The sequence below is a fragment of the Streptomyces sp. NPDC002835 genome (assembly GCF_053591995.1).
The window spans coordinates 183,594-206,889 of sequence record NZ_JBSFUW010000011.1 but is presented as its reverse complement, the minus strand read 5'-3'; the positions used below and the strand labels follow the sequence as shown (position 1 = coordinate 206,889).

Here is a 23,296-nt window from a genome sequence, read left to right as displayed (position 1 = left end):
CGGTTCGGGCGACCGGGAGGGCCTCGGCGGATCAGCGGTTCAGCGGTGGAGCCGGCCTGGCCGGACCGGTCACGGACGACGTGGGTCTGAGTACCCGCTCCACGCGGCTCAGCCCCTCGGTCACGGTCTCCGCGGAGCGCGCGAAGCAGATCCGGAAGCCGTCAGTGGCCCCGAGCGTCTCGCCGGGCATGAGCAGCACGCCCAGGTCCAGGGCCCTGCGGCACATCGCCAGCGGCTCCTCGCCGGTGGTGAGCCAGAGCCAGGCGAACGGGGTGGCCTCGGGTTCCACGAGGGTCACCGCGTCCGCGTTGCGCCGGGCGAAGTCCCGGACCAGCTCCAGCCCCTGGCCGGTGAGTTCGCGGTAGGCGCGCAGATGGTCCTCGCGGTGGGCCAGGACGTCGACGGCCAGCGTCTCGCACAGCACCGAGTTGGAGATGGTGGACAGGAACTTGCGCCGGGCACAGAGCTCCACGACGTCCGGAGGACCGTAGAGCCAGCCGACCCGCAGCCCCGGGAAGCCGTACACCTTGGACAGGCTCGACACCGAGATCACCCGGTCGGCGCCGACGGCGGCGGAGCGCGAGAGGTCGAGCGCGTACTCCTCGTCGAGCAGCAGATGTGCCCCCGTGCGCGACGCCAGTGCGAGGAGGCCGCGCAGGTCCTTCTCGGCGATGCTCCGACCGGTCGGATTGCACGGGCTGTTGGCGACGATCAGCTTCACGTCCGGCCCGGCCACCGCTTCGGCGGCCTCGATGTCGAAGCTGAGATCGGGCCGGAAGCCGACGAGGTCGACCTTGCAGCCGAACTCGGGCGGCACGTCCCAGGACTGCTGCCAGCCGGGCCGGAAGGCGATCATCCGGGACCCGGGGGTCAGCAGCGCGGAGTAGACGAGGTAGAGCGCCTGTTGCGCGCCCACGGTGACGAGCACCGATTCGGCCGAGCCCCCGTAGAGCCCGGCGACCGCGGCACGCAGGGTGTCGAGGCCCCGGTCGTGGCCGTAGTCCAGTTCGAGCCCGGACGGCACGTTGAGCGCGTCGAGACGTCGGGGGACCATGTTGCTGTCCCCGAGGTCGATGTCGAAGCGGCCCACGGCGTCCTCGAAGACCCACCGCTGGACCGGATAGTCGCGCGACTCCCGCGCGTACGAGGAGAGAGTCACCGTACGGCCCTCGCCGACGCGGTCGCTGTCGCGGTCGCGGTCCGGTCGAGCCGTGCGCGCAGGGCGGGGGCGAAGGAACCGGCCGCGACCTGCTCGGCGTCGCCGGTCATCGTGACCGCGCCGTCCTCGGCGACCGTGATCTCCAGACTGCCGCCCGGCATCCGTACCTCCACCCGGCCGTCGCACAGCCCCAGTTCGCGGGCCGCCGACACCGCGGCGCAGGCGCTGCTGCCGGACGCCGTCACATATCCGGCGGCACGCTCGAAGACCTCCAGTTCCATCACGGACCGGTCCACCATCCGGATGAACTGCACATTGGTGGCGTTCGGGAACCGCGGGTGCCGGGCGATCCCCGGGCCGAGCCGCCGGGCGAGGTCCGCGGACGGGGCGTCCACGAGGACCACGGTGTGCGGATTGCCGTTGTACACACAGGTGACCGTCAGCTCGTCGCCGTCCACGGTCAGCGGCACGCGCACCGCCCGGCCGCCGTACGGGACGCCGTCGTCCTGGAGCAGGGGCAGATCGGCGGCGTCGAAACTGGGACGGCCCATGCCGACCTCCACACGGCCCTCGGCGGCGTCCAGAACCCGCACGGGGCAGTCGCCGGCGGCCGTACGGAGGATGAACTCGCGCCCGTCGGCCCAGGCACCCGCCTCCTGCCCGGCGAGGTGGAGCGCGAACATCCGCAGGCCGTTGCCGCTTCTGCCGCAGTCGGACCCGTCGGAGTTGTACAGATCGAGCGTGACCGGGATACCGGGGCGGGGCGTCTCCAGCGGTCCGTACAGGACGCCGTCCGCACCGATGCCCCGGTGCCGGTCGCAGACCAGCCGGATCGCCTCACGGGTCAGGGGGAAGTCGGTGCTGCGAGGGTCGATCACCAAGTAGTCGTTGCCTGCTGCCTGATATTTGAAGAAGTCGATCACGGAGGATCTCCCTTGGCTGCTGGGCGCGGCGCCGCCCCGAGGCGTGGTGCCTCACCCCGGGGCGGCGCCCGGGATCACTGCTCGGCGAGCGCTGCGGCGTCGTGCTCCTCGCCGTACCATTTCTCCGCCCACCGGGAGAAGGCGACGATCACGATGTCGCGGTGGCCGGGACCGCCATCGGCGGAGAGCACGTCGGTGACGTCGTGGGCCAGCGCGCGGTCGTCCAGGAGGACCGCCTGACCCGGCTCGAGCGTGCCGCTCCAGAAGGGCTCGTCGGCGCCGGGGATCCACAGCCGGGTGGTGCCGCCGGCGACGTTCACCTTGTTGAGTATCGCGATCATCACGAACTCGTGGCCGTCGTGGTGCACGCCCTCGGGCGTGAGGGGGCCGGGCTTCCCGCCGTCGGCGCGGGTCCGGTTCTGGTGGACGTTGATCTGCCAGTCCTCCGACCGGTCGAGACCGAACTCACGGACGCCGTGCTCGATCAGCGGTGTGAAGTCCACCTTGATCGGCTCGTAGACGCGGCGGATGCCGCCGCCGACCGAGTTGAACTTCTTGTACGTCGTGTAGTCGCGGTGCGCGAGGCGCTCGAACGACCACGCGTCGTCGCCCTGCGGGCGCAGGCGGTACTGCGAGAACCGCTTGAAGCGGGTGCCGTTGCCCATGTACTCGTCGACCGGGCAGTCGTCGTAGCTCGGCAGGATGTCGGCCGAGACCTCCGGCAGGTCGATGATGGCGAAGCGTTCGCTGCCAAGTGCCATGATCTCTCCTCCAGAAAAGAGTGATGTCGTCGGGCGTCGGACGTCGGACGTCAGGCGGCGACGGAAGGCATGCGCTCGTCCAGGTAGGCGGCAGAGGAGTTGAGCCGCCACAGGATGCCGCGCGCGATGGCACGCCGCATGTCCGCGGACTCGGCGGCGGGCAGCACCACGTTGTGGAACCAGCCCTGCGCGTGCTGGGAGTCGATGGTGATGTGCAGCTTGTGGTAGGTGATCCCCACCTCCGGCAGGCCCAGCCGCTCCCAGGCGTGCACGACCTGGACGAAGCGGTCCGGCGCCATCCACTCGGTCATGCCGAGGAAGCCGACGGCCTCCGGGTACATCGTGCGGTGACGGCACAGCATGACCGCGAGGTTGCCGTTGAGCAGCGAGGTGGCGGTGAGCGAGCGGGCGAGCTCGTCCTCGGAGATCTCGAAGACCTCGTAGATCTTGTTGAAGAGGTGGGTGTGGACCTGCTCGTGGTCGCCGTTGCCCATCTCGTCCCAGAAGTTGGCCGCTATCTCCATCTTGGCCGCGCCGGCGGTACCCACCTGCAGCATGGCGAGCAGGTCGTCGAAGCGGCCGTCGACGACCGACTCCTGCATCACGTAGTTCCGCAGGTCGCTGTGCGTGGCCGTGTTGCGGATGAACTGGTGGTAGTAGGGGTGCTTGTACACCCGGTGGCCGCGAGCGGTGTTCTTGAGCCAGGTCAGGTACTCACGAGGCTCCGTGGGTGCCTCCTCGAGCAGGCCCGGCTCGATCAGCCGGTCCTGGGCGGCCGCCGTGGCGGTCTCCAGGAGTCGGGCTATCTCGTAGACGACGACGGAACCCTCGGCGCTCTGCTGCCGCGGGAGCTTCGTGTACAGCTGGTAGATCTGGTCGAGCAGATACTGCTGCGCGTACAGCGCGCCCATGTCACCCCCGGCCGCCGCGGTGTTGATGTCGGCCACCTCACCCAGGACGCGGCTCCGCTCGCTGCCCGACAGGGCGTCGACCTTCTCAGGTGCGGAACCGAGCCATGCGCACACCCTGTCCACGGTGGACAGGAACGGGTCGTCGGATACGGTCGAACCCTTTGAGCCGCCGGCTTCTGGCATGTGTTTTCCCCTTGGATTCACTGGTCGAATCAGATTTCCAACACGAAGGCCTGCCATACCAGTACTGCGGCAATGCGTTCTTGCGGGGCCGCGTGGGCGGCGGGCGTTGCCATTCTGCAAGGGGCCCGCTGGACGGAATATGTACGTGCTCTGTACGCCGGGACGGGAGGATTTCCAGTGCGGCTCACCTCGCTCCGGGTCGCAGGGTCAAGCGGCCGGCCCGGTCGGCGTCAGGGCGCTGAGTGGTGTCAGCGTCCTGTTCGAGCAGGTGCACGGCGATGAGAGCCGCCGGAGTTTCCTCTGCTCGCCGGTGAGCCGGCCGGGCACCGGGCAACAGCTGAAGCGGGAGCAGTGGGCGGCTCCGCCGTCGTCAAGGCCGTTTGATCGCCAGGTCGGCGGTTACCCGCCCGGCACGAGGTCAGATCTCACGGTGGGAGGCAGTCATGGCCCTGCCCATACGACGCGGAGGTGGCGCTCCGGAACGGCGCCGGCCGGCCTGGACGGACCCCTTCGGCGAGTTCGAGAACATGTGGAGCGAGATGGGCAAGCTCCTGGAGCAGGCCGCGGCCCCGATAGCCGCCGGCGGGGGTGTGTGGATGCCGACGGCGGAGGAGGCGGAGGAAGAGGGCGCGTACGTGGTGCGGGCCGAACTGCCCGGTGTTCCGGCTGAGAACGTGGACATCGAGGTGGAGGGCGACGAGCTCTCGATCACCGGTGAGCTGAGCGAGGAGAAGCGGGGCAAGGTGCTCAGCCGCCGGACCGGGCGGTTCTCCTACCGCACGAGCCTCCCGGCGGGGGCCGACAGCGACAACATCGATGCCGACCTCACCGACGGCATCCTCACCCTCCGGATTCCGAAAACGGAGAAGACACAGCGACGGAAGATCGAAATCGGCGGCCGTCGCCAGCTCACCGGCGAGACGCTCCAGCCCGGGCAGCCCGCCCAGCCAGGCCAGGGGACGAAGCCGGGGCAGGGTGCTCAGCAGGGCGGCCAGGTCCCGCCGCCTCCGGGTGGAATCCCGGAGTGACGAGGTCGGCGCGTCCGGTGGACGGCGTCGCTGCGAGGCGCCGGCGCCGGGCCGGCACACGACCTCGGCCCCCGGGTACGGGATACGAAGCCCGGGACCTGACCGGGGAAGAACCGGATCGGTCGGGTGCGCCGCTGTCGAACCGAGGAGAGACCGATGAGGCAGGACGAATTCCTGGCTCGGGTGCGTGAGCGCGGTGAGTACGCGGATCAGGCGGAAGCCGCCAAGATCACGACGGCGGTGCTGGAGATCCTGGCGCACCGCATCACGCCCGGGGAGGCCAAGGACCTGTCGGCCCAGCTGCCCGGTGCGCTGAAGGACGCTCTCAGGGTCGACGGGGGCCAGGGGGCCGAGTCGTACGGCGTCGAAGAATTCTGCCGACGGGTGGGAGAACGTACCGGGGCCCGTCCGCAAACCGCCCAGTGGGACGCCAGTGCCGTACTCAGCACCCTGGCCGACGCCGTTTCCCCCGGCGAGCTCAACCAGATCATCAGCCAGCTCCCCTCGGGCTACGCCGTCCTCTTCGGTAAACCCGACCTGAGCGACTGACCGTGTCCCTGCGGCGCCGCGGCGCCGCAGGGACCGAGCAGCGGGATCGAGCCGTCACGGAGCACACCGTGCCCCGACCCCGACGCACGCGAGGGGCGATCCTCAGTCGGCGTAGTCCTTCGCCGTGGTCGGGGCGGCGGGGCCGTGCCATTCGCAGAGCAGGACGGTGGCGTCGTCGGTGAGGCGCCCGTCGTGGTGGTCCAGGACGGCGTGGACGAGGCGGCGCAGGGTTTCGGGGGCGGCGTGGCCTTCGGCCTGGTGTCGGATGACGAAGTCGACGAAGTGGTCGCGTCCGAACTCCCGCCCGTTCGCGTCGCGGGCTTCGATGACGCCGTCGGTGTAGAGCAGCAGCCGGTCGCCGGGCTCGAGCTGCTCACGGCACACGGTGGCCGGCAGGTCCAGATCGGTGCCGAGCGGATGGGTGGGGTCGCATTCCAGGTGGGTGGTCCAGCGTCCGTCCCGGATCAGGATGGGAGGGTGGTGGCCGCAGTTGATCCAGCTGAGCAGGCCCGTGGACAGGTCCAGGTCGGCCAGTACGGCGGTGGCGTAGCGGGTGTGGGCGAACTGATCGGTCAGCATGGTTTCGATGGCGTCGCGGGTCTCGGCGAGGCTCTTGCTCCGGCGCCGCTGGTTGCGGCAGGTGGCCATGGCCAGGTTGGCCGTCAGGCCGGCCGAGGTGTCGTGGCCCATGGCGTCGAAGACGGCCAGGTGGACGGTGTCGCCGGCCAGCGCGTAGTCGAAGGCGTCGCCCGCGGTCGCGTAGGCGGGTTCCATGGTCGCCGCGATCGTCACCCGAAGCCAGTGCCGCACCCGCCCGTCGGCCGGGGCGGACAGCGGCTCGACGGCGCAGAACACACGGCCCGCCAAGGTGGTGTCGATCCGCAGTTCCTGCCCCCCTTCCCCGGCGTTCCGACCCCGCCCGGTCGCCTCGCGCAGCACCTCTTCCCGCATGTCCACCACGAAGATCCGCACGTCGCGCAGGCCGGCCTCGCCCGCGCAGCGGGCCACCATGCCCGGGAGTTCCTCGAACGGGGCCAGATGACTCTGCTGCAGCAGCGCGCGCAGCATGCGGGCGGAATCTTCCAGCGAAGCCATACGGGTCGACCTGTCACACGGCGGGGACGCGCCCGCCGCGCCTGCTTCCCACACGTGCGCCCATGGCGTGGTGGACAGGCGTCAGCGAGACACAATCCCAAAGGCGGGCAATTCCCCTCATTCTATGCTCGGGATCCCCGCCCGAGCCCGCACCTGAGCCCTGCCGCACCGCCCCATCGGCCGGCTGGTGGCGCGGGGCGCAGGCCCCGTCGTGGTCGGTGGCGGGGGTGTTGTCACGGCGGGCCCTGTGGTCGGTCGGGTCATGCGGGATCCGCGACGGTGGGTGCGGTGGGGTTCGGGATGGTGGCGGTGGGGGCGTACTGGGCGGCCTGGGCGTCGAACATGGCAGCGTACCGCCCGTGTGCGGCGATGAGTTCGGCGTGCGTGCCGTGTTCGGCGAGGCGTCCGTGGTGCAGGACGTAGATGTGGTCGGCGTGGCGGACGCCGGACATGCGGTGGGTCACCAGGACGACGGCCCGGTCGGGGGCGGCGAGTCGGCGGATGCGGTCGAACGCTTCGATCTCGGCTTCGGGGTCGAGGGCGGAGGTGGGCTCGTCGACGATGAGGATGCTGTCGGCCTGCGAGGTCGAGCTGCGCCAGTGGGTGCGGGCCAGGCCCACTTTCTGCCATTCGCCGCCGGAGAGTTCGATGGCTCCACGGAACATGCGGGCCAGCAGGCTTTGCAGGCCGTCGGGCAGTTTGGCGACGACGGGGGCGGCGCCGGCGTAGTCGACCGATGGCTGCAGGTCCTGCGGTGTGGCGGCGTGGTCGGGGCGGCCGAGGCGGATGTTCATCGCGGCGGTCACGGGCCAGCGCTGGAAGTCCTGGGTGAGCAGGGAGACACGCTCGAAGACCTGCGAGCGGTCGAGGCCGGTGATGTCCGCCTCTCCCCAGCGCAGGGTGCCGGTCTGTGGCAGCAGCAGACCGGAAAGGATCTTCATCAGTGTGCTCTTGCCGGAGCCGTTCTCACCGACGACGGCGGTGACCGATCCCATCGGCAGCGTGAGCGACACCCGGTCCAGGGCGGCCGTGTCACGGTCGGGGTAGCGGTAGGTGACCTGGTCGAGGACGACCTCCCGGATGTGCTCGGGGACCGGAGCGCCGCCTGCGGGGATGGCGCGCTGCGCTGCCTGCGTGAGGAAGCGGCCGTGGTCGCGGACGTAGAGGGATTCCTCGTGCAGCTGGTTGATGTTCATCACCAGCGCGCCCAGGCTCGCGGACCCGGTCCGCACCGCGATCACTGCGGTGCCGGCGATGGCGAGGCTCATCTGCCCGGCCGTGATCAGCCAGAGCATGGACCCGTAGGTCGCCGCCATGGCCAGGCCGGACAGCGCGGAGGCGACCCATTCGGTCAGGGCTTTGCTGGAGGCGAGGCGTTCCTGTTCGGCTTCGGCGCTCTCCGCCATGCGCCGGTACCGGCTGAGGAGGAAGGCGCCGACGGCGTGGAGGCGGACCTCCTGGGCGGCGGTGCGCTCGGTGAGCAGGTTGCCGATGAGGCGGCCGGCCCGCACGTGCTCGATCCAGCTCATCACCGACACGTACCGTTCCTGGGCCACCCGCATGGCGCCCCAGCCGCGCGGGGCGGCGATGAGGATCAGCATGGGCAGCAGGACGGGGTGCAGGACCGCGAGGACGCCGGCGGTGGCGATCAGGGAGATCAGGCCGTTGAGCGCGGCGACGCAGGCGCCGATCATACGGCGGGCGGAGTCGGGGCCGTGCTGGGCGATGTCGACCAGCCGGCGGAAGTCGGGGTCGTCGATGGCTTCCAGCTCGACGCCGGCGGCGGCGGCCAAGTACTGGGTGGTGGCGATCCGCTCGACCTTCGGCTCCAGGCGCCCGGCGCGGGAGGTCGACCACGCGGCCAGTGCGGAATTGACGACGCCGACGGCTGCGGCGGCCAGCAGCCCGGGCAGCAGCGCGTGCAGCCGCTGGGCGGCGTCGCCCGTGCCGGCGAGCAGGGCGTGCATGACAGCGTTGACCGCGAGCAGCCCGACGGCCGCGGCGATGCCCTGGCCGATCTCGCTGACCACTACGGCCAGCAGCGCCCGCCGGTCGGCCTGCCAGGCCAGGCGCAGGGTGGCTCCGACGAGCGCGGGCATGGAGCGCAGCGCGCTCATCATGGTCAGGTCCAGGCTCGCGTGCTCGTGCTGGGACCAGCCCATGTCGTAGCGCAGCGGGCCGCCGAACAGCTCCCGTTCGGCGTCGGAGACCCGCGGCTCGGCCATCTTCACCGGTCCGAAGAACCTCTTCACCAAGTGCCTCCCGACGTGGGCCGGTTCAGTGTCCGGTACGACGGGCCCGTCCGGCTCGGCATGGTGCGGTTCACCGGTCCCGGACCGGGCCACGAACACGGCGGTACCTCGTATCCGGTCGTACGCCGTCCGCGGGGGAGGCCGCGCAGGCGACGGCAGGGCGAGTGGAGGCGGCCGAGGAGGCGGCGGCGTTCTCCGAACGCAGGATGAGCGGGCGCGGGGCGGCGTACGGGATGCATGCGGCTCCTCGGCGTGGATGCGGACAGGTGATCGGGTAACGGGGGGTTGTGGGTCGCCGTCACGGGTGCGCGAGGACGAAATCCAGAGCTCGACTTCGAATATCCGGGTCCTTCCGTATGTGGCGCGCAAGGACGAGCGCCCGGACGGCGTGGCCCTGACCGACATGGACGGGCTGAGCGGTGCCGCTCGCTCATCTGTGGCGTGACGGAGCTTCAAAGTAGGGTGAGCCGGTGGGGCCACGACTCCCGAACAGGAGCTCTGCACGAGCAGTTGAGTGATGACGTGCCTTGATCACCGGGGGATGGAAGATGACGGCAGCGACACCTTCAGGCGGCACCGGGGAGCCGGGGCCGGGCGGAGGTGAGAACTCCCAACAGGGAACGACCGCTTCGAGGCCGACGGGCGGCAGCGCCGACGGCAGCACTCCGGGCAACGGCTTCCCTGGAGAATCCCGGCGGCGCAGTGCCCCAGCGAGCACCGGTGAGACGTCCGACGAGAGCTATCCGGCGTTAACGGCCGCACAATTGGGCGTGGATCCGTCCGCCTCCCCCCGGAAGAGGAAACGGACGCTGATCGCCTCGGTCGCCTTTCTTCTCGTTGCCGCAGCGACGGGGTGGGCTCTGGACTACTTGTCCATCGGTCCGTTCGCATCGGCGGAACGCGAAGTCCAAAAGGAGAACGAAGCGGCGGAGTTGCCCTTCAGCGTGATCTAGCGAGGAACCCCGGGCCTTCACGTCCGACGGGGAGACCGTGCACGTCTCACATGACTTCCTGAACCTCGGCACGGTCTTCCTCGAGTGGCTGTGAGCTGCCGGCGGGCGCATGGCCGGAGGGTTCGGCCGTACCCGCGGCCGACCGTGCAGAAGCGTTGAGGCCGCCACACGGGTGGGGCGCCCGAGGTGTCTGTCACCGGCTGCTTGGCGGGCTGTAGGGCTGGAGGAGCTGGTCGACGGGGGCGTAGTCGTCGGTGAGCAGTCGGGCGTCGCCGATCCAGGAGGTGAGGTCCTCGCCGGTGGCGATCTTCCAGCCGGTCTGCCGGTCGTCCAGCGCTTCCTGGGCCGCGCGGAGGTCGACCGGCCGGTTGGAGGCGAGTACCACCATGTTGCCGCCCTCGGGAGTGGCGGTCGGGTCGAGGCCGAGGTCGGTGGGGTCGCCGACGAGGGCGACGTGCTCGAAGGTCTCGCTGAGGGTGGCCACTTCGGCACGTGCGAAGGCCAGAGCGCCGTGGTCGATGAGGTTGGCGACGTACAGGCCGTCCTCGTCGAGCACCCGCCGTATGTCCCTCATCGCCTCCACCGTGGTGAGGTGCCACGGCACGCTGACGCCTCCGAAGGCGTCGCCGACGACGAGGTCACGACTGCCGGCGTCCAGTCGCCGCAGGCCGAGCCTGCCGTCCTCGGCGCGTACGTCGATGCCGGCCGCCGATCCCAGACCGAGCCGGTCGCGGTTGAGGCGCAGGACCCCGCTGTCGATCTCGGACACCAGGCTGCGGGTCCCGGGCCGAGTGGCCGCGAGGTAACGGGGAAAGGTCAGCCCGCCGCCGCCCAGGTGGTGGGCGGCGAGCGGCTCACCTGCGGGAAAGGCGGCGTCGACCACCGACGCGATGGCGCGCACGTACCTGAACTCCAGGAAGGTCGGGTCGTCGACGTCGACGTAGGAGTGCCGCAGGCCGTCAAGTACGAGCGTGCGGCCGCTGCCGCGTTCGGGATCTGCGACGACCCGTGCGCAGTGGTACCTGGTCTCCGCGTCGCACCCACCGGGCGCGACCACGGTGGCGAGGCCGCCGGCGACGACGACGAGTGCGAGGACGGGGGCGCCGCGCCACCGGCGCGTTCGCCACTCGAACAGCGCCGAGCCGGCCACCAGCAGTGCGCCGAGGCCGATCAGGATGCCGCTGACCGGCAACCGCGAGACGAGGACGAAGCCGGTGAGTACCGTGCCGACGATGGCGCCGACGGTGCCGACGCCCGACAGCCGGCCGACGACCGTTCCGGTCTCGGCGAGGCTGGTGAGACGCAGCTTGGTCACGATCGGCGTCACCGCGGAGAGCAGCGCCCCCGGCACGAGGATGGTCAGCGACGCGATCAACAGGAGCATCGCCGGTGCCCACTCCGCGCTGGTGCGCAGCACGAGAGGGGTGAGGGCCACGACCGTTCCCGACACCCCGAGCGAGGGGCCCACGAGCCGGCGCGGGTTGACCTGGTCGGCGAGGCGCCCGCCCAGCCACGAGCCGAGGGCGATCGCGGTGAGGGCGATGCCGATCACCATGGTGCTGGTCTCGAGGGTGAGGCCGAGGTAGGGGGCCAGCAGCCGCAGAGCGACGATCTCGACCACCAGGACCGCGGCCGAGGACCCGAATACGAGCGCGGCAGCGGTACGGGGACCCAGGCCGTCGTTGCGAGGCGTGCCCTCGTCGACAGGTGGGGAAGACGATGTGGTCACGGTCGACATCCTCGCACGCGACGCGTCGACGGTGGTCTGCCTGAAACGTACGGGGCCGTGAACTGGCGTGGGATCCACACTCGTTCGTGGAACGCGAGGTTGACGGGGTGCGGTGGATCGCGCTGCGAGGGAGGCGCCCGTCCACATGCGCGGCGGGCAGAGTGCGGGTGCGGCCCCGGTGTCGGCGGGGCCCCGGCAGTTCGGCGATGCGCCGCCCTGACCGTGCGCGTGGGCGCGCCCCGGCAGGCCGGGGCGCGCCCACGTGCCGGGGCGGATCAGAAGAGCGAGTACAGCAGCCGGTCGGGGGATCCGTTGCCGGCGCTGTTGACCACGCCGGTGGTGGAGTTGGCCGTCAGCGCGTCGCCGACCTGTGCCGGGGTGGCCGTGGGATTGCCGACCAGATACAGGGCCGCGGCGCCTGCGACGTGCGGGGAGGCCATCGATGTGCCGCTGATGGTGTTGGTGGCCGAGTCGCCGGTGCTCCAGGCCGAGGTGATGCCCACCCCGGGCGCGAAGAGGTCCAGGCAGGTGCCGTAGTTGGACCAGGAGGACTTCGTGTCGGTGTTGTCGGTCGCGCCGACCGTGAGGGCCTCGGGGACGCGGGCGGGCGAGTACTTGCAGGCGTCCTGCGCCCTGCCGCCCTGATTGCCGTTACCGGCGGCGACGGCGTAACTGACGCCGGAGGCTATGGAGTTCTGCACGGCGGCGTCGAGGGTGGAGTTGGCGCCGCCGCCGAGGCTCATGTTGGCCACGGCGGGCTTGACGGCGTTGGCGGTGACCCAGTCCACGCCGGCGACGACGCCCGAGACGGTGCCGGACCCGTTGCAGTCGAGGACACGCACGCCGACGATGGAGGCGGCCTTGGCGACACCGTAGGCCGACCCGGCGGCGGTTCCGGCGACGTGGGTGCCGTGGCCGTTGCAGTCGTTGCCGTTCTGGCCGTCGCCGATCGTGTCGGTGCCGATGCTCGCCCGGCCGCCGAAGTCGTTGTGGCTGACGCGGACACCGGTGTCTATGACGTACACGCGGACGCCGGAGGCCGTGGTGTTGTACGTGTACGAACCGTCGAGCGGCAGTTGGCGCTGGTCGATGCGGTCGAGGCCCCAGGTGGCGTCCGACTGCGTCGCGTTGACGCGGACCCGGGCGTCCTGCTCGACGTATGCGACGCGCGGGTCGGCGGCGAGGCGGTGCGCCTGGGCGGCGGTCATCTTCGCCGCGAAGCCGCGTACGGATGAGCGGTACAGGTGCGTCACGGTGCCGTCGTAGGTGTCGGCGAGGTGTTCCGCGGCGCTCCGGACGGACCCCTCGGGGGTGTTCTCGAGGACCGCGATCCAGCTGTCGGCCACGGCCGTGGCGGCGGGCGCGAGTCGTACGTCGGGGCGGTCCGCGCTGTGCGCGGGGGCCGCCGCGAGGAGTCCTGCGGCGAGTGCGGCGGCGGGGACGAGCACGCGAAGTCGTCGCGCGGGGGATCTCATGTGATGAACCAGACCTTTCGTTGTCCGGGTTGCGGGCAATTCGGGCCGTGCGGTGGTGCTGTCGTCCGGGGTCTCCGGTCGGCTCCCGCGCCAGGGGTGGTCAGGCCGTGGGCAGGGTCAAGGCACGTACGCGGAGGGGTGGTTGTGCGTTCACATCCGCCGTCCGGTCGAGCCGGGGGTAACCGTGCCACGGCGCCTACCGGCGCACAAGGTGAATGGCAGGTTCGCTTCAAGGAAACGGGTGATCACCTTCCGGGTCGTCCCCGCCGCTTCGGCGGCGGCCGGACCGGTGCACGGTCGCCCGTCGGCACGGTCCCGCCGACCGGGGACGCGGCCGCCGCTCCGCGCACGCGTTGCGGTTCCGGGCGGCCCATCAGGTGACAATGAAAACGATTTTCGTTAAGGTCCATCCGGTCAGACGTCGGCGCCCGCCGTCCTGACCGGAAAAAACCTCAACCGCGTTGTGTGAAGGGAAAGTCGTGGCTCATCTGCTGATGGTCGAGAGCTGGGTCGGGTCCATGAGCAGACTGCTGCCACGGGCCGTCCGGGAGGCCGGTCACGAGTTCACCCTTCTGACCCGTGACCTGCACCACTACCTGCGCTCCGCACCGGAGGGCGCGGCGCACCCGCTCCTCGCGGCCCGCCATGTCCTGACCGCGGAGACCAACGAGACCGACGACACCAACGATCCCGACACGCTGCTGTCCTTCGTCGAGCGGGCCCACGACGCGCTGCGCTTCGACGGAGTGATCACCTCCTGCGACTACTACCTCCGGACGGCCGCCCGGATCGCCGGACGTCTGGAACTGCCCGGCCCCACGCCCGAGTCGGTCGAGAACGCGTGCCGCAAGGACGCCACCCGCCGGGTGCTGGCCGAGGCCGGCCTGCCGGGACCGCGCTTCGCCGTGTGCGCGGAGTGGGCCGAGGCCGCCGCCGCGGCGCGCGACATCGGCTACCCGCTGGTGCTCAAGCCCGTCGACCTGTGCGCCGGGATGTTCGTACGCCGCGTCGACGACGAGGCCGCCCTCGCACACGCCTACCGCGCGCTCGCCGCCTTCCCCGTCAACGCCCGCGGCCAGCGCCGCGACCCCGTGGTCCTGCTCGAGGAGTTCCTCGACGGGCCCGAGGTCAGCGTCGAGACCGTGTCGTACGGCGGGGCCGTGCACGTCGTCGGCGTCACCGACAAGAGCGTCGGCGGGGCTCCCGCGTTCATCGAGACCGGCCACATGTTCCCCGCCGCCCTGGACCCCGCGGACACCCGGGCCGTCGAGGAGACCGCGCGCCGGGCGCTCAAGGCGCTCGGGCTGGACGGGGTCGTCGCCCACACCGAGATCAAACTGACGACGGACGGGCCACGCCTGGTCGAGGTCAACCCCCGGCCGGCCGGCAACCGCATCACCGAGCTCATACGCCACGTGACCGGCATCGACCTCGCCGCCGCCTGCGTGGACGTCGCCCTCGGCCGCGAGCCGGACCTGCGCCGCCGCGCCACCGGACTGACCAGTGCCGCGATCGGCTTCCTGGTGCCGGACCAGGACGGCGTCCTGGAGGCCGTCGACGGCGCCGACACGGTCCGTACGGCGGACGGCCTGCTGGAACTCCAGCTCGCCGACCCCGGCAAGGCTGTTAGAGCCGCGGGCAGCAACAACGAGTACCTCGGCCACGTCATGGCCGGCGACGCACACGGCGCGGGCGCCCGCGACCGGGCCGAGGCCCTCCTCGCACGGCTGAGCCCCCGGGTGGTGACCCGATGACCGCCCTCACCGGCCCAGCCGCCCTGGCCTCCTCGTACGACGACCTCGTCGAGCGCGTGCTGGCCGGCGGCATCGGCCCCGAACCGCGCACCCAGCGGATCGCGGTGGCCTTCACCACCCGTCAGGCCGTACGACACGAAGGACGCGGCTCCGGCTACCGCAACGAAGTACTCAGCCTGCGCCTCGCCGAAGCCGTGGGCTCCTGCGCGGTCGAGCCCGGCCAACTGCCCGACGGCGCCGTCGAGGACTGCGTCGGCGCGGACGTCGCCCGCCTCCTGGCACACGAGCTGCCACCGGTCCGGGTCGCCGCCCTCGACGCCTACCTGATGCACGCCCTCCCGCACAGCCCCGCCCACGGCGCACAGCCCTGCCCACTGCCCGCCGGCACGTCGCTGGACAAGTCCCGGGCGAGGGCCGGGGCCGTGGTGGAGCTGATCGACGCCTCGCCCGGAGCGACCGTGCTCGTGGTGGGCGTGGTCAACTCGCTGCTGGAGGCCCTGCGGGCGCGCGGCCTCGCGTACATCCCGTGCGACCTCAAGGGCGGTACGACCGAATGGGGCGAGCCCGTACGCACCGACGCCCTGGCGGAGTTGGAGCACTGCGACGCGGTGCTCGCCTCCGGCATGACCCTCGGCAACGGCACCTTCGAGCCGCTGCGACGGCACGCGCAGCGCCGGGGCACACCGCTGGTGATGTTCGCGCAGACCGGCAGCGCGGTCCTGCCCCGCCTGATCGGCTCCGGCGTCAGCGCGGTGTGCGCGGAGCCGTATCCCTTCTTCTGGCTGGACGGCGGCCCGGGGACCATCCACCGCTACGGAGCCGCCCTGTGACCACGGCCGTCCTCAGCTCCGGAAGCTCCGGAAGCTCCGGAAGCTCCGGAAGTACGGGAAGCACCGGAAGCACCGCGGGCAACCGGGAGCTCCTCGGCCTGCTCGGCCGGACCCCGCTCGCCCGCGTCACGGCCGACCTGCCGTGCCCGCAGCCCGGCTTCTGGGCCAAGCTCGAAGGACTCGGCGTCGGCGGTATGAAGGCACGGGCCGCCGTCGCCATGCTGCTGGGCGCGAGGGAGCGCGGCGAACTGCGGCCCGGAGCACCCGTGGTGGAATCCACCTCCGGCACGCTCGGCATCGGACTGGCCTTCGCCGGACAGGCCCTCGGCCACCCGATCGTGCTGGTCGGGGACGCCGAACTGGAGCCGGCGATGCGGCAGTTGCTGCGTGCCTACGGGGCCCGGCTGGAACTGGCGGACCGCCCGGCGGCCGACGGCGGCTGGCAGGCCGCCCGGCTCGCCCGGCTCCGCGAACTGCTCACGCGGCTCCCGGACGCGTACTGGCCCGACCAGTACAACAACCCCGACAACAAAGCCGGTTACGCCTCCCTCGCGGCCGAGCTCGCCACTCAGCTCGACCACCTCGACGTGCTGGTGTGCAGCGTCGGAACCGGCGGCCACAGTGCCGGGATCGTCGGCCCGCTGCGCCGCCACTGGCCCGGCCTGCGGCTCATCGGCGTGGACGCCACCGGCTCCACGATCTTCGGCCAGCCCGCCAGGCCCCGGCTGATGCGCGGCCTGGGCAGCAGCATCCACCCGCGCAACGTCGCCTACGACGCGTTCGACGAGGTCCACTGGGTCGGCCCCGCCGAGGCCGCCGACGCGTGCCGGCGGCTCGCCCGCTCCAGCTTCGTCAGCGGGGGCTGGAGCACTGGAGCCGTCGCCCTCGTCGCCGCCTGGGCCGCCCGCGTCCACCCGGGCGCGGTCGTCGCCACGGTCTTCCCCGACGGGCCGCACCGCTACCTCGGCAGCGTGTTCGACGACGACTTCACCGCCGCCCACGGCGTCGGCCCGGCCACCGCGGCCACTCGCCCCATGGAAATCCCGCACCCCACGGCCGTGGAGGCCACCGGCTGGGCCCGGTGCCGCACGGTCACCGATCCACTCGCCACGACCCCGGAGGAGAACCCGTGAAGGCCGGCCGGCGCACCGTACGCCTCGACCTCACCGAGCCGCTGCGCATCTCCCGCTCCACGATGGCGGCCCGTGAAGCCGTGTGGCTGACCGTCGAGCACGAAGGCCGGCGCGGCCACGGAGAGGCCGTCACCAGCGTGTACTACGGGCTCGACGCCGACACCCTCGGGCGGCTGCTGGACGCACAGGCCCGGTGGCTGGCCCGTTTCGCCGACCCCGAGACCGCCCTGGAAGCCCTGCGGACCGGCACCGGGGAGGACGCCGCCGCCCCGCCGGCCGTGACCGCGGCCGTGGAGTCCGCGCTGCTCGACCTCGTCGGCAAGCGCGCGGGCGTCCCCGTGCACCAACTTCTGGACCGCCATGGAGAACCGCCCTCCGCCGCGACCGCCCGCACCATCGGCATCACCGCACCGGGACGGGCCGAGGCGCAGGCGGCGCGCCTCGTACGGGACGGATTCTCGGTCCTCAAGCTCAAGGCCGGCGCCCCGGACCCGGCCGAGGACCTGGCCCGGGTACGGGCCGTCCGCGCCGTGGCGCCGCACGCCCGGCTGCTGCTGGACCCCAACGGCGCGTGGACCGTCCAGGAGTGCGAGCGACTGCTGCCGCTCTTCGCGGAGCTGGGTGTCGAGGCCGTCGAACAGCCCCTGGCCCCCGGCGATCCGGAGGCGCTGGCGAAGCTCGCGGAGCGCTCGCCGCTGCCGGTCATCGCAGACGAGGACGCCGTCGGATACGAGGACGCGCGCCGCCTCGCCGGACGCGTCCAGGGCATCAACGTCAAACTCGCCAAGTGCGGTGGCGTCGGCGCCGCCCTCCGGATCGCCGAACTGATCGCGGGCACCGGAACCGACCTGATGCTCGGCTGCCTGACCGCCAGCACCCTCGGCATCGCCCCCGCCGTCCACCTCGCCGGCCGCGCCCGCTGGGTCGACCTCGACGGCCATCTGCTGCTCGCCGACGATCCGTGGGCGGGCATCGGCGGCGCCGACGGCACCGTACGCGCGAGCCGTGACGCGGGCCTCGGGGTACGCAGGCGCGACGCCGAGGAGGCGCGTCCATGAACACATGGCGCGAGATACGCGGCTTCCCGCTCGCGATACGCCTCCTCCTGGTCAACCAGCTCGGCGTCAACACCGGCTTCTACCTGCTCGTCCCGTACCTCGCCCTGCATCTGAGCGAGGACCTGGGGATGTCGGCGGCCGTCGTCGGCATCGTGCTCGGGGTGCGCAACCTCAGCCAGCAGGGCCTGTTCCTCATCGGCGGCACGGCGTCGGACCGGCTGGGGGCACGCGGCGTCATCATCGTCGGATGCGCCCTGCGCACCGTCGGCTTCGGGCTGTTCGCGCTCGGCGACGGGCTGCCCGTACTCCTCGCCGCCTCCGTGCTGAGCGGCCTGGCCGGGGCGCTCTTCAACCCGGCCGTGCGGGCCTATCTCGCCCTGGAGGCGGGGGAGCGCAAGGCGGAGGCGTTCGCCCTGTTCAACGTCTTCGCCACCACCGGCGCCCTGATCGGGCCGCTGCTCGGCAGCGCCCTGCTGCTGGTCGACTTCCGCGCCTCGGCGCTCACGGCGGCCGGGATCTTCGCGGTGCTCACCGTCGCCCAGGCCCTGGTGCTGCCGGCCCGCCGGGTCGAGCCGAGCGGGAACAGCGTCGTCGCCGACTGGCGCGAGGTGGTCGGCAACCGGGGCTTCCTGGCCTTCGCCCTGGCCATGGTCGGCATGTTCACCATGGAGAACCAGCTCTACCTGCTGCTTCCCGACGGGGCCCGGCGGGCCACCGGCTGGGACGGCGCGGCCGGGCTCGTCTTCCTCATCGGCACGCTGGCCAACCTCTGGCTTCAGCTCCGTGTCACCCGCGCGCTGAAGAGGCGGGGCAGCAGGGCGCGCTGGATCAGCGCCGGACTCGCGCTGATGGGGCTGTCCTTCGTGCCGCCGATGGCGGTGTCGGGATACGGCACGGCCCCCGACGGCCTCGCGGACGCGGCGCTCCGCACGCTGCCCGTCCTGGCCGGCGCGCTGCTGCTCTACCTGGGTGTGATGATGGCCCAGCCGTTCGTGATGGAACTGATCCCGGGCTTCGGCCGGCCCGAACTCACCGGCACCTACTTCGGCCTGTTCTACGTGGTCTCCGGCATCGCCGCCGCCGTCGGCAACACGATCGTCGGCTGGGCCATGGACGCGGGCGAGCGGACGGACACGCCGTGGCTGCCGTGGGCATGCTGCCTGGCCTTCGGCCTCGCCTCCGCCGCCGGCGTCCACCGGCTGCACCGCCGCCGGATCCTGCCCGCCCGCCCCGCGACCGTACCGGCGACAGCATGAGGAGCGCGCCGCACATGACCGCCACCACCGCGAACCTGCTCACCGACAACCCCGCGCTGTACGAGGCCCGCTTCCCCGACCCGGAACGGCTCGCCGGGCGCTGGACCGAGGACTGCCTGCGCCGGTACGGGCCGCCCGGTCCGCGCGTCCTGGACATCGGCTGCGGCACCGGCCGCGACGCCGCCTACCTCCACCGTGCCGGCCGCGGCGTCACCGGCGCGGACCTGTCGGAGGCGATGCTGGCGTACGCCCGCGCCGAGCACCCCGGCCCCGACTACGTCCGGGCCGACCTGCACGGATTCGACCTGGGGGAGCGGACCTTCGACGCGGTGGTGTGCCTGGACAGCGCCCTGCTGTACTGCCACACCAACGACCAGCTCGACGGCTTCCTGACATGCTGCCGCCGATCGCTGGCGCCCGGCGGCCTGCTCGTCGCCGAGATGCGCAACGGCGCCTTCTTCCTCGGCCGTACGGAACTCCTCGATGCCCCGCTCGTCGGCGGTTTCACCCGGCAGGGCACCGCCTACCGCTCCACCACCACCCTGTGCCTGGACCGGGCGGCCCAACTGCTGCGCCGCACGCGGGTGTGGACCGCCGACGACGGCTCCCCGCCGGTCGAGCAGCGCTCGGCGTGGCGCCTGCTCTTCCCGCAGGAGCTGCGCCACGTCCTCGCGGCCCACGGCTTCGAGGTGCTGGCCCTGTACGACGGGCCGGGCCCGCGCACCGAACCGCCGTGGCGGGAGGGCGACGTGCCCGCCGCGACCGCCGACGGGGACCGGCTCCACCTGGTCGCCCGCCTCACCCCCGTCCTTCCCTGAGCCCCCACGCGTCCATCCGCTCGCACAGCAGCAAGGAACACCGCCATGAACGACGTCCCCATGAACGACGTCTCCGTGAACCAAGGCCCCGTGAACGACGCCCTCTTGAACGATCCGCGCTTCCCCGGTCTGCGCCGCCGGGGCTTCCTCGCCGCCACAGGCGCCGCCGGCCTCGGCGCCCTCGCCCTGGCCGGCTGCGCCGGCACCGGACCGGCCACCGACCCGGCCAAGGGCGGCGGCAAGCCCCGGCGCGGCGGCCGCCTGCGCGCCGCTTTCGCCGGCGGCGGCGCGAGCGAGACGCTCGACCCGCACCTGAGCAACCTGTTCGCCGACGTCGCCCGCGCCAAGGCCCTCTTCGACAAGCTCGCCGACTACGGCCCCGACCTGTCCGCGCAGCCGAGGCTCGCCGCGACGTGGGAGCCGGGCGTCGGCCTGGACCGCTGGAAGGTCACACTGCGCGAAGCCGTCTTCCACGACGGCAGGCCGGTCACCGCCAAGGACGTCCTCTACAGCTACCGGCGCATCGCGGACCCGGCGAAGGCGTTCCGCGCCAAGGCGTCCCTCGAACCCATCGACCTCAAGGCCAGCCGCACGCTGGACGACCGCACCGTCGAGTTCGTCCTCAAGCGCCCGACCGCCGAATTCCCCAACGTGCTCGCCGCGTTCGGCGCGTACATCGTCCCCGAGGGCGAGCAGGACTTCGACAGCAAGCCCGTCGGCAGCGGCCCGTTCCGCTTCGTCTCCTTCGCCCCCGGCAGGTCCGCCGTCTTCAAGCGCAACGACGACCACTGGGACGGCGCCCCCTACCTGGACGAGCTGGAGTTCGTCGTCGCCAACGAGGAGTCCGCCCGCGTCAACGCCCTCCTCGGCGGGCAGATCGAGTACGCCCACGAGCTCAATCCCACCACCGCCCGCGCCCACGAGGGCAAGGGACAGATCGAGATCGTCCGGCTCCCGGGCAGCTCCATGCAGGGCTTCGTCATGAAGACCGACCGCCCGCCGTTCGACGACAAGCGGGTCCGGGAAGCCTTCTTCCTGATCGCCGACCGCAAGGAACTGGTCGACGGCGCCCTGTCCGGCGCCGGAGAGATCGGCAACGACCTGTTCGGCAAGGGCTACGAGTACTACGCCGCGAGCCTGCCCCAGCGCGAACAGGACCTCGACCGCGCCAAGGCGCTGCTCAAGCAGGCCGGCGCCGAGAACCTGAAGGTCACCCTCGACACCTCGCCCGTCGCCGCCGGATTCACCGAGGCCGCCACCATCTTCCGCGACCAGGCCGCCAAGGCGGGCGTCACCGTCACCGTCAAAACCGGCAGCAAGGACAGCTACTGGAAGGACATCCTCGACTCCGGGACCCTCGCCTCCTACCGCTCCGGCGCCATGCCCATCGAGGCCCACATCTCCCAGCGCCTGCTCACCGGTTCCACCACCAACGCCACCAAGTGGCACCACAAGGACTTCGACGCCCTCTACCAGCAGGCGCAGTCCACCAAGGACAAGACCGCCCGCACCGCCGTGTACGAGCGTATGCAGCGCCGTCTGCACGCCGAAGGCGGCTTCCTGATCTGGGGCTTCGCCGACTGGATCCTCGGAACCGCCCGTAACGTCAAGGGCGTCGAGACCAAGGCGCCGGCCAACTCCCTCGACTGGGCCCGCTTCGACAAGGTCTGGCTCGGGTGAGCGGACCACGCTCCTGGGTCGCCCGGCGGCTGCTGCTCGGTGCGGCGCAGACGGCAGCCGTCGTGCTGCTCGTCTTCGTCCTCACCGAGGCGCTGCCGGGCGACGCCGCCGTCGCCCTCGCCGGCGACCAGCCCGACCCGGCACGCATCGCCGCCATCCGCGAGGCCATGGACCTGGACCGGCCCGCGCACGAACGCCTCGCCGACTGGGCCGCCGGGCTGCCGCACGGCGACTTCGGCACCTCCCTGGCCTCCGGGCGACCCGTCACCACCTACATCACGGACGGCTTCGGACCGACACTGCTGCTCGCCGCCCTGACGGTGGCGCTCCTCGTCCCGATCGGCGTCGGCCTCGGCGTGCTCGCCGCCCGTCACGAGGGCGGACCCGTGGACCGGCTGGTCAGCTCGGTGACGCTCGGCGTGTACGCCGTACCCGAGTTCGCCTTCGGCGTGCTGCTGGTCACCGTCTTCGCCCTGCGCCTGGGCTGGCTCCCGCCGACCGCCGTCGGATACGGCACCGATCTCCTCGCCCACCCCGCCGCACTGGTGCTCCCCGTACTCGTCCTGCTCTCCCGCCCCGTGTGTTCCCTCGCCCGCCTCGTCCGCGCCGGCATGATCGACGCGCTGGCCTCGCCGTACGCGGCACACGCCCGCCGCTACGGCGTCCCCGGCGTCCGCATCCGGTACGGACACGCCCTGCCCAACGCCATGGCGCCCGCCACCCAGCAACTGGCCCGCACGATCGACTGGCTGCTGTGCGGGGTCATCGTCGTGGAGGCGCTGTACGTGATCCCCGGCCTCGGCACCGTCCTGATCAACGCCGTCGCCGAACGCGACGTACCCGTCGTCCAGGGCCTCGCCGTCGTCTTCGGCGTCACCACGGTCGTCCTCAACCTCGGCGCCGACCTGGTCGCGCGCCGCCTCGCCCCCCGGTCGGAGGCGGCCGCGTGAGATCCCGGTTCGCACTGGGCGCCGTCGTCATCGGCGTTCCCCTCGCCCTGGCCCTCCTCGGACCGCTGCTCGCGGGCGAACCCGGCCCACGCGCCGCGTCGTTCACGCTCGGCGGCGGGCACTGGCTCGGCACCGACTTCGTCGGCCGCGACGTCTGGCGCCAAGTGCTGCTCGGAGGGCGCTCGGTGGTGCTCGTGGCGCTGGCCGCGACCGCCCTGGCCTACCTCGTGGCGTTCCCCGTCGGGCTCCTCAGTGCACTGACCCGCCGCACCTGGCTGGAAGAGCTGCTGATGCGGCCCCTCGACGTGCTGCTCGCCGTGCCGTCGCTGCTGATGATCCTGCTCGTCGCCGCCGTGTTCACACCGGGCGCCGTCGGCCTCACCCTGCTGGTGGCCCTTGTCAACATCCCCGACGCCGCCCGCATCGTACGGGCCGCGGCGGCCGAGGCCGCGTCACGCCCGGCGGTCGAAGCGCTGCGCATGCAGGGCGAGACCTGGTGGCGCACGGCCGTCGGCTACGTCGGCCGCTCCCTCACGCGCACGCTCGCCGCCGACGCGGGCGTACGGCTGACCGGCGTGCTGTACCTGGTCGCCACCGCCGCCTTCCTCGGCGTCGGCGTCGAGCCTGACGCGACCGACTGGGCGGTGATGGTGGACCGCAACCGCACCGGTCTGTTCGTCCAGCCCTGGACCGTGGTCGTGCCCGCCCTGCTCATCGTCGCCCTCACCATGGGCGCCAACCTGCTCGTCGACGCCGGACTGAAGACCGGGCTGAAGAAGGGGAAACGGACGTGAACGCC

The 23,296-nt window shown here is 72.0% G+C and carries 19 protein-coding genes; 11 read left to right on the top strand and 8 right to left on the bottom strand.

What is annotated here, in order from left to right; translation table 11 throughout:
• Nucleotides 1-31 precede the first annotated feature (31 nt).
• From ACWD01_RS15315 to ACWD01_RS15300, 4 genes are all read right to left on the bottom strand, one after another.
• Complete coding sequence (locus ACWD01_RS15315) at nucleotides 32-1,159, bottom strand: pyridoxal phosphate-dependent aminotransferase (RefSeq protein WP_451161869.1); 1,128 nt, start codon at nucleotides 1,157-1,159, stop codon at nucleotides 32-34.
• A complete protein-coding gene (gene dapF / locus ACWD01_RS15310) occupies nucleotides 1,156-2,082 on the bottom strand; it encodes a diaminopimelate epimerase (protein WP_451161867.1) in 927 nt (308 codons plus the stop codon). Before dapF ends, ACWD01_RS15315 begins: the two co-directional genes overlap by 4 nt.
• Nucleotides 2,083-2,156: 74 nt before the next feature.
• Nucleotides 2,157-2,843, bottom strand: coding sequence for a 2OG-Fe dioxygenase family protein (locus tag ACWD01_RS15305; protein WP_451161865.1), 687 nt, complete (start codon nucleotides 2,841-2,843; stop codon nucleotides 2,157-2,159).
• A 50-nt stretch (nucleotides 2,844-2,893) separates the two neighbouring features.
• Complete coding sequence (locus ACWD01_RS15300) at nucleotides 2,894-3,937, bottom strand: iron-containing redox enzyme family protein (protein WP_451161863.1); 1,044 nt, start codon at nucleotides 3,935-3,937, stop codon at nucleotides 2,894-2,896.
• Nucleotides 3,938-4,380: 443 nt separating this feature from the next.
• Here ACWD01_RS15300 and ACWD01_RS15295 point away from each other — a divergent pair, with 443 nt between their 5' ends.
• Both ACWD01_RS15295 and ACWD01_RS15290 read left to right on the top strand, forming a co-directional pair.
• On the top strand, nucleotides 4,381-4,965 hold the full coding sequence (locus ACWD01_RS15295) for an Hsp20/alpha crystallin family protein (protein ID WP_451161861.1): 585 nt from the start codon (nucleotides 4,381-4,383) through the stop codon (nucleotides 4,963-4,965).
• Between the two features lie 156 nt (nucleotides 4,966-5,121).
• Entirely contained in the window at nucleotides 5,122-5,514 is a 393-nt protein-coding gene (locus ACWD01_RS15290; RefSeq protein WP_451161859.1) for a DUF2267 domain-containing protein, read from the top strand.
• A gap of 102 nt (nucleotides 5,515-5,616) precedes the next feature.
• Here ACWD01_RS15290 and ACWD01_RS15285 read toward each other — a convergent pair whose 3' ends face one another.
• The 4 genes from ACWD01_RS15285 to ACWD01_RS15270 form a co-directional block, all read right to left on the bottom strand.
• On the bottom strand, nucleotides 5,617-6,609 hold the full coding sequence (locus ACWD01_RS15285) for a PP2C family protein-serine/threonine phosphatase (protein ID WP_451161857.1): 993 nt from the start codon (nucleotides 6,607-6,609) through the stop codon (nucleotides 5,617-5,619).
• 260 nt (nucleotides 6,610-6,869) lie between these two features.
• On the bottom strand, nucleotides 6,870-8,861 hold the full coding sequence (locus tag ACWD01_RS15280) for an ABC transporter ATP-binding protein (protein ID WP_451161855.1): 1,992 nt from the start codon (nucleotides 8,859-8,861) through the stop codon (nucleotides 6,870-6,872).
• Nucleotides 8,862-10,007: 1,146 nt separating this feature from the next.
• Nucleotides 10,008-11,543, bottom strand: coding sequence for a fused MFS/spermidine synthase (locus tag ACWD01_RS15275; protein ID WP_451161853.1), 1,536 nt, complete (start codon nucleotides 11,541-11,543; stop codon nucleotides 10,008-10,010).
• A gap of 275 nt (nucleotides 11,544-11,818) precedes the next feature.
• Nucleotides 11,819-13,018, bottom strand: a complete 1,200-nt coding sequence (locus tag ACWD01_RS15270) for a S8 family peptidase (protein WP_451161851.1) — start codon at nucleotides 13,016-13,018, stop codon at nucleotides 11,819-11,821.
• A gap of 479 nt (nucleotides 13,019-13,497) precedes the next feature.
• Here ACWD01_RS15270 and ACWD01_RS15265 point away from each other — a divergent pair, with 479 nt between their 5' ends.
• The 9 genes from ACWD01_RS15265 (at nucleotide 13,498) to ACWD01_RS15225 (ending at nucleotide 23,291) form a co-directional block, all read left to right on the top strand.
• On the top strand, nucleotides 13,498-14,772 hold the full coding sequence (locus ACWD01_RS15265) for an ATP-grasp domain-containing protein (RefSeq protein ID WP_451161849.1): 1,275 nt from the start codon (nucleotides 13,498-13,500) through the stop codon (nucleotides 14,770-14,772).
• Nucleotides 14,769-15,602, top strand: coding sequence for a Rossmann-like domain-containing protein (locus ACWD01_RS15260; protein ID WP_451161847.1), 834 nt, complete (start codon nucleotides 14,769-14,771; stop codon nucleotides 15,600-15,602). The genes ACWD01_RS15265 and ACWD01_RS15260 overlap by 4 nt, the downstream gene beginning before the upstream one ends.
• 98 nt (nucleotides 15,603-15,700) lie before the next feature.
• Entirely contained in the window at nucleotides 15,701-16,735 is a 1,035-nt protein-coding gene (locus tag ACWD01_RS15255) for a PLP-dependent cysteine synthase family protein (RefSeq protein ID WP_451161929.1), read from the top strand.
• Nucleotides 16,732-17,793 (top strand): enolase C-terminal domain-like protein, encoded by a 1,062-nt coding sequence (locus tag ACWD01_RS15250; RefSeq protein ID WP_451161845.1) that lies wholly within the window; start codon nucleotides 16,732-16,734, stop codon nucleotides 17,791-17,793. Before ACWD01_RS15255 ends, ACWD01_RS15250 begins: the two co-directional genes overlap by 4 nt.
• On the top strand, nucleotides 17,790-19,049 hold the full coding sequence (locus ACWD01_RS15245) for an MFS transporter (RefSeq protein ID WP_451161843.1): 1,260 nt from the start codon (nucleotides 17,790-17,792) through the stop codon (nucleotides 19,047-19,049). Before ACWD01_RS15250 ends, ACWD01_RS15245 begins: the two co-directional genes overlap by 4 nt.
• 14 nt (nucleotides 19,050-19,063) lie before the next feature.
• Entirely contained in the window at nucleotides 19,064-19,867 is an 804-nt protein-coding gene (locus ACWD01_RS15240) for a class I SAM-dependent methyltransferase (RefSeq protein WP_451161841.1), read from the top strand.
• Between the two features lie 60 nt (nucleotides 19,868-19,927).
• Nucleotides 19,928-21,547, top strand: a complete 1,620-nt coding sequence (locus ACWD01_RS15235; protein WP_451161927.1) for an ABC transporter substrate-binding protein — start codon at nucleotides 19,928-19,930, stop codon at nucleotides 21,545-21,547.
• Entirely contained in the window at nucleotides 21,544-22,497 is a 954-nt protein-coding gene (locus ACWD01_RS15230; protein WP_451161839.1) for an ABC transporter permease, read from the top strand. The genes ACWD01_RS15235 and ACWD01_RS15230 overlap by 4 nt, the downstream gene beginning before the upstream one ends.
• The gene (locus ACWD01_RS15225; protein ID WP_451161837.1) at nucleotides 22,494-23,291 is read left to right on the top strand and encodes an ABC transporter permease; all 798 of its coding nucleotides are present in this window, start codon (nucleotides 22,494-22,496) and stop codon (nucleotides 23,289-23,291) included. The genes ACWD01_RS15230 and ACWD01_RS15225 overlap by 4 nt, the downstream gene beginning before the upstream one ends.
• Nucleotides 23,292-23,296 lie beyond the last annotated feature (5 nt).

Bases quoted from the DNA above. Each gene is read 5' to 3' on its own strand.
- ACWD01_RS15305 (WP_451161865.1), bottom strand. From the start codon at position 2,843: ATGGCACTTGGCAGCGAACGCTTCGCCATCATCGACCTGCCGGAGGTC.
- ACWD01_RS15300 (WP_451161863.1), bottom strand. From the start codon at position 3,937: ATGCCAGAAGCCGGCGGCTCAAAGGGTTCGACCGTATCCGACGACCCG.
- ACWD01_RS15295 (WP_451161861.1), top strand. From the start codon at position 4,381: ATGGCCCTGCCCATACGACGCGGAGGTGGCGCTCCGGAACGGCGCCGG.
- ACWD01_RS15290 (WP_451161859.1), top strand. From the start codon at position 5,122: ATGAGGCAGGACGAATTCCTGGCTCGGGTGCGTGAGCGCGGTGAGTAC.
- ACWD01_RS15285 (WP_451161857.1), bottom strand. From the start codon at position 6,609: ATGGCTTCGCTGGAAGATTCCGCCCGCATGCTGCGCGCGCTGCTGCAG.
- ACWD01_RS15270 (WP_451161851.1), bottom strand. From the start codon at position 13,018: ATGAGATCCCCCGCGCGACGACTTCGCGTGCTCGTCCCCGCCGCCGCA.
- ACWD01_RS15260 (WP_451161847.1), top strand. From the start codon at position 14,769: ATGACCGCCCTCACCGGCCCAGCCGCCCTGGCCTCCTCGTACGACGAC.
- ACWD01_RS15245 (WP_451161843.1), top strand. From the start codon at position 17,790: ATGAACACATGGCGCGAGATACGCGGCTTCCCGCTCGCGATACGCCTC.
- ACWD01_RS15240 (WP_451161841.1), top strand. From the start codon at position 19,064: ATGACCGCCACCACCGCGAACCTGCTCACCGACAACCCCGCGCTGTAC.
- ACWD01_RS15235 (WP_451161927.1), top strand. From the start codon at position 19,928: ATGAACGACGTCTCCGTGAACCAAGGCCCCGTGAACGACGCCCTCTTG.